This is a genomic window from Devosia sp., assembly GCF_041917035.1.
In the GTDB taxonomy this organism is placed as follows: domain Bacteria; phylum Pseudomonadota; class Alphaproteobacteria; order Rhizobiales; family Devosiaceae; genus Devosia_A.
Window position 1 is genome coordinate 1 of record NZ_JAYRYM010000275.1, and the last position, 4,650, is coordinate 4,650.

The 4,650-nt window shown below is 67.1% G+C and carries 6 protein-coding genes and 1 pseudogene; all 7 read right to left on the reverse strand.

The features are described from left to right. A pseudogene (locus tag ACE3TU_RS19135) lies at positions 1-217 on the reverse strand (pyridoxal kinase); the annotation flags it as partial. Positions 218-305: 88 nt separating this feature from the next. Next, entirely contained in the window at positions 306-758 is a 453-nt protein-coding gene (locus ACE3TU_RS19140) for a nuclear transport factor 2 family protein (protein ID WP_374627128.1), read from the reverse strand. Between the two features lie 2 nt (positions 759-760). Further along, on the reverse strand, positions 761-1,195 hold the full coding sequence (locus ACE3TU_RS19145) for a nuclear transport factor 2 family protein (protein ID WP_374627130.1): 435 nt from the start codon (positions 1,193-1,195) through the stop codon (positions 761-763). 234 nt (positions 1,196-1,429) lie between these two features. After that, positions 1,430-2,449, reverse strand: a complete 1,020-nt coding sequence (gene ilvC, locus ACE3TU_RS19150; protein WP_374627132.1) for a ketol-acid reductoisomerase — start codon at positions 2,447-2,449, stop codon at positions 1,430-1,432. Positions 2,450-2,492: 43 nt separating this feature from the next. After that, complete coding sequence (locus ACE3TU_RS19155; RefSeq protein WP_374627134.1) at positions 2,493-3,167, reverse strand: TetR/AcrR family transcriptional regulator C-terminal domain-containing protein; 675 nt, start codon at positions 3,165-3,167, stop codon at positions 2,493-2,495. Positions 3,168-3,287: 120 nt separating this feature from the next. Beyond that, the gene (locus tag ACE3TU_RS19160) at positions 3,288-4,025 is read right to left on the reverse strand and encodes a pyridoxine 5'-phosphate synthase (RefSeq protein ID WP_374627136.1); all 738 of its coding nucleotides are present in this window, start codon (positions 4,023-4,025) and stop codon (positions 3,288-3,290) included. 104 nt (positions 4,026-4,129) lie between these two features. Further along, positions 4,130-4,650 (reverse strand): acetolactate synthase small subunit (gene ilvN / locus ACE3TU_RS19165; protein ID WP_374627138.1); only part of this gene is annotated, 521 nt, incomplete at its 5' end.

Here is a 4,650-nt window from a genome sequence, read left to right on the forward strand (position 1 = left end):
GCCCGAGCACGCCGCGCTCGGCGATGCCCTCGACCAGTTCCTCGATCATCGGGCCGTCATAGACGCGACCCTTCCACGCGCCGTAGCCGGTGTGGTTGGAGAACTGGACGGTGTGGATGGCCCAGACCTCGTGCCCCAGGCGCTGCATCGGGAAGACCGCCGAGGCATTGCCGACATGGCCGTAGGAAACCCAAGACTGGATGGAAAGGATGTTCATGGCTGCGCTCCGTGGCGCCAGCCTAGCGCGCCGTTCCCGCGTCGCACCAATTCCGTTCGGTGAAGTCGTGCATCACCGGCACGGTGCCTCAGGCGATCCTGATGCGCCCCCGGGCGATTCCCATGCTGCCCGTATCGTAGAAGTGCATCAGCTCGACGATGAGACCGTCGCGGATGGTGATGTGGTCGAGCACGTCGTAGAAGCCGATCCGGCCGTTGTCGAGGAAGCGCACCTCGGCGGTCCAGCGCACGACGACCTTGTCGCCGCCCTCCACCACCGACTGGATCTCGAAGCCCAGATACTCGTTGATCTCGTGAAGGTTTTCCAGGTGCCGAGCGATGCTCTCACGCCCGATCCGCATGCCGGCCCCCGGGTTGAGCGCCGGGTTGCCGACGATGGTCATCCGCGCATCGGGGGCAAAATAACTGGCATAGGCATCCCCGTCGCCTGCCGTCCGGGCATCGTAGAGCGCGCGCAGTGCCTCGTTGATCGCCCGGGGACGATCGTCTCGTGCATCGGATGGAGGTTGAGGCAGGCTCATTGTCAGATGCGACCCGCGAGCACCGCCAGCGAGGCGGTGTCCATGTATTGCGTCAGCTCGACGATCTCGCCGTTGCGAAACCGGATGAAGTCGGCCACGTCGAAATCCCCGATTGCCCCCGTCGCCTTGCTCCGCAATGTCAGCTGGCGCCGGACCACTGCCAGATTCACATCGGCGACGATGTCGACAATGAGGCCGTCGACATACTGGTAGTTCTCGAACAGCTTGCGGATGCCCTTGGCGATGGCGGCGCGGCCGTGGAAGGGACCAGCCTCCGGCACGAGCCGGTTATCGGCCATGATGCGCAAGAAGCCGTCCTCGGCAAATCCGTTGGCAAAGCCTTCCGCATTGCCGTTGCGCCGGGCCGCGTAGAGCTCCGAAAGCCTCTCCTTCAGGTAGGGAACGCCGGAAATGACGCGCAGGCTGGGTTGCGACATGAACGTCCCTGATTGATCGCCGGCGAAGCGCTACCGTCCTACGATCAGTAACCGCGTTCGCCAAGTGAAATCCGGCGAACTCTGGGGCAGCGTTGCTGACTGCGTGATGAATACCACGGACGGGGCGTTGCCGAAGCCCCGCCGACGGCAAGAGAAAGGGCGGCACGAGGCCGCCCTTCGATGACGGATGCGCTCCTGAGGGGGCGCATCCGCTCTTCGCCAGTGAAGGGGCGATCAGTTCTTGGTCTTGTCGACCAGCGCCTTCGCCTTGATCCACGGCATCATGTCGCGCAGCTTGGCGCCGACCGCCTCGATGGGGTGGTCGTTGACCCGGGCGCGGGTCGCCTTGAACGAGGTCTGGTTGACCTTGTTCTCCAGCATCCAGTCGCGGGTGAACTTGCCCGACTGGATGTCGGTCAGCACGCGCTTCATCTCGGCCTTGGTCTCGGCGGTGATGATGCGGGGGCCGGTGACGTACTCGCCGTACTCCGCGGTGTTGGAGATCGAGTAGTTCATGTTGGCGATGCCGCCCTCGTAGATGAGGTCGACGATCAGCTTCACCTCGTGGAGGCACTCGAAATAGGCCATCTCCGGGGCGTAGCCGGCTTCCGTGAGCGTCTCGTAGCCGGCACGGATCAGCTCGACCAGGCCGCCGCAGAGCACCACCTGCTCGCCGAAGAGGTCGGTCTCGCACTCTTCCTTGAAGGTCGTCTCGATGATGCCGGCGCGGCCGCCGCCATTGGCCGAGGCGTAGGAGAGGCCGAGGTCATGGGCGTTGCCCGAGGCGTCCTGGTGGATGGCGATCAGGGTCGGCACGCCGCCGCCGCGCTGGTACTCGGAGCGCACGGTGTGGCCGGGGCCCTTGGGGGCGACCATCAGCACGTCGAGATCCTTGCGGGCCTCGATCAGGTTGAAGTGAATGTTGAGGCCGTGGGCGAACATAATCGCCGCGCCCTGCTTCATGTTGGCATGAAGGTCGTCGCGGTAGATGTCGGCCTGCAGCTCGTCCGGGGTCAGCATCATCATGATGTCGCAGACCTTGGCGGCTTCCGCCGGGGTCATGACGGTGAAGCCGGCGGCCTCCGCCTTGGCGCGCGTGGCGGAACCCGCCTTCAGCGCGATGACCACGTCCTTGACGCCGGAGTCGCGCAGGTTCAGCGCGTGGGCATGGCCCTGGCTGCCGTAGCCGACAATGCAGACCTTCTTGGACTTGATGAGGTTCAGATCGGCGTCGCGATCGTAATAGACACGCATGGGATGCTTCCTTCCTTGGGCTTGCGTTGTCGGGTAGGCGTGGTCAGGCGGCGGCCGGCTCCGGATGTTTCCGGCCGTAGAGGGTGAGGAACTGGTCGGTGGCCACCGCCGCGTCGCGGGCGATCTCGGCCTTGCCGAGCGTCAGCGCGTCGCCGAGCAGCAGGCGGATCTGCACGTCGCGGCCGGCGAGGCCGAAGAAGGTGCGGAAGGCCGCTTCGGTATCGTCGAACTGGAGCAGGCCGGCGGCGCGGCCCTCTTCCAGCACCGGCTTCAACCGGTCGCCGATGGCGAAACGTCCGTTCTCGAGCACGATCTGGCCGAGATTGCTCTGCTTCGAGGCGGCATGGGTGATCGCCACCCGGTTGAGCGCGATCGAGGTGGCGCTGGAGATGACCGACAGCCAGTTTGCGGCGAAGTCCCGGAGGCTGTCCCTGAGGCTCGACGCATCGAGCTTCTGCCGGTCGTAGCGGCCGGCGCGCACGCGCGAGGCCTGCCACTGCACCGTCGCGGTCAGCAGGCCGTCGCGGTCGCCGAACCACTTGTAGAGGGTTTCCTTCGAGCAGCTCGCCCGCCGCGCGACGGCCGTCATGGTCAGCTGGCCGCCCTGTTCCTGCATCAGCGCCAGCACCGCGTCGAGCACCGCCGCCTGGCGGGCGGTCGGCTCCGCCGGGTCGGTGACCGGCGTCTCGGGAGCGAGGGTCCTGGCGGCTGACGTCATGGGTGTCGAGTGGAGGGCTTAGCCGTACCGTACGTTACGGTTCGGCTGTCTAGCGCAGTGCCGGAGCGGGTGCAAGCCTGTTCGACAGAGAATGACGACGGAGCGTCCCAACCCTGCCGCTCAGCCGCCGCAGGCCTTGCGGTAGAGGCGGACGGTTTCGGCCATGCCGTGGATCAGGGCATCGGCGGTCAGCGCATGGCCGATCGACACCTCGGCGATGGCCGGGGCGCGCGCGACCAGCGGCGGCAGGTTGTCGAGGGTGAGGTCGTGGCCGGCATTGACGCCGAGCCCCGCGGCCGTGGCGGCCTCGGTCGTCGCCGCGAGCTTGTCGAGCTCGGCGGCCTGCACCCCGGCATCGGCGGCGTGGCCATAGGGGCCGGTGTAGAGCTCGATCCGGTCGGTGCCGGTGGCCTTGGCGGCGGGCACCAGCGCCGGATCGGCGTCGAGGAAGATCGACACCCGCATGCCGTCCGCCTTCAGCCGGGCGATGACCCGCTTCAGGAGGTCGGCGTCCTTCACGACATCCCATCCGTGGTCGGAGGTCGCCTGGGCCGGATCGTCCGGCACCAGCGTCACCTGCGCCGGCCTGACCTCCTCGCAGAGCGCCAGGAAGCGCTCGTCCGGATAGCCCTCGATGTTGAACTCGGCGCCGGGAAACTCGGCGCGCAGCAGGCCCGCGAGATCGAAGACGTCATGGCGGCGGATATGCCGCTCGTCGGGCCGCGGATGCACGGTGATGCCCGCCGCCCCCGCCTGCATGGCGATGCGGGCGAGGCCCGTGACGCTCGGCCAGGGCAGGTTCCGCCGGTTGCGCAGCTGCGCGATGGCGTTGACGTTGACGGAGAGATGCGTCGGCATGGCGCGGGCCTTCAGGCTCGGTGATCAGCGAGTGCTGGTCTCTGAGTGGGTCGCATTTGCTTCACGCGAACCGGTTCCCGCTTCGCTTGCAAATGCTCCCGATATCAACGTCCCTGCGCGCCATCCGGCAAGGCCGCTTCCTGCATGCCTTCCGCGCCGCGGCTCATGGCGGCGATGCCGGTGCGCGACACTTCCACCAGTCCGACCACGCCCATCAGGCGGATGAAGCGCTCGACCTCCTCCGTCGTCCCCGTCAACTCGAAGACGAAGGAGTTCAGCGTCGCGTCCAGCGTCCGCGCGCCGAAGGCGCCAGCGAGCCGCAGCGCCTCGACGCGGGCATCGCCCTTGCCGCGCACCTTGACGAGGCAGAGCTCGCGCTCCAGCGCCGAGCCCTGCACGGTGAGGTCCACCACCCGGTGGACCGGCACGAGGCGGTCGAGCTGGGTCTTGATCTGCTCGATCACCTTCTCGGTGCCGGTGGTGACGATGGTGATGCGCGAGACGTGCTTCTCGTGCTCCGTCTCCGAGACCGTCAGGCTCTCGATGTTGTAGCCGCGGCCGGAGAACATGCCGGCGATGCGGGCAAGAACCCCCGGCTCGTTGTCGACAAGCACCGCCAGCGTGT

What these genes read in the sequence shown, in the direction of transcription:
- ACE3TU_RS19140 (WP_374627128.1), bottom strand. Translation starts at nt 758, where the DNA reads ATGAGCCTGCCTCAACCTCCATCCGATGCACGAGACGATCGTCCCCGG.
- ACE3TU_RS19145 (WP_374627130.1), bottom strand. Translation starts at nt 1,195, where the DNA reads ATGTCGCAACCCAGCCTGCGCGTCATTTCCGGCGTTCCCTACCTGAAG.
- ilvC (WP_374627132.1), bottom strand. Translation starts at nt 2,449, where the DNA reads ATGCGTGTCTATTACGATCGCGACGCCGATCTGAACCTCATCAAGTCC.
- ACE3TU_RS19155 (WP_374627134.1), bottom strand. Translation starts at nt 3,167, where the DNA reads ATGACGTCAGCCGCCAGGACCCTCGCTCCCGAGACGCCGGTCACCGAC.
- ACE3TU_RS19160 (WP_374627136.1), bottom strand. Translation starts at nt 4,025, where the DNA reads ATGCCGACGCATCTCTCCGTCAACGTCAACGCCATCGCGCAGCTGCGC.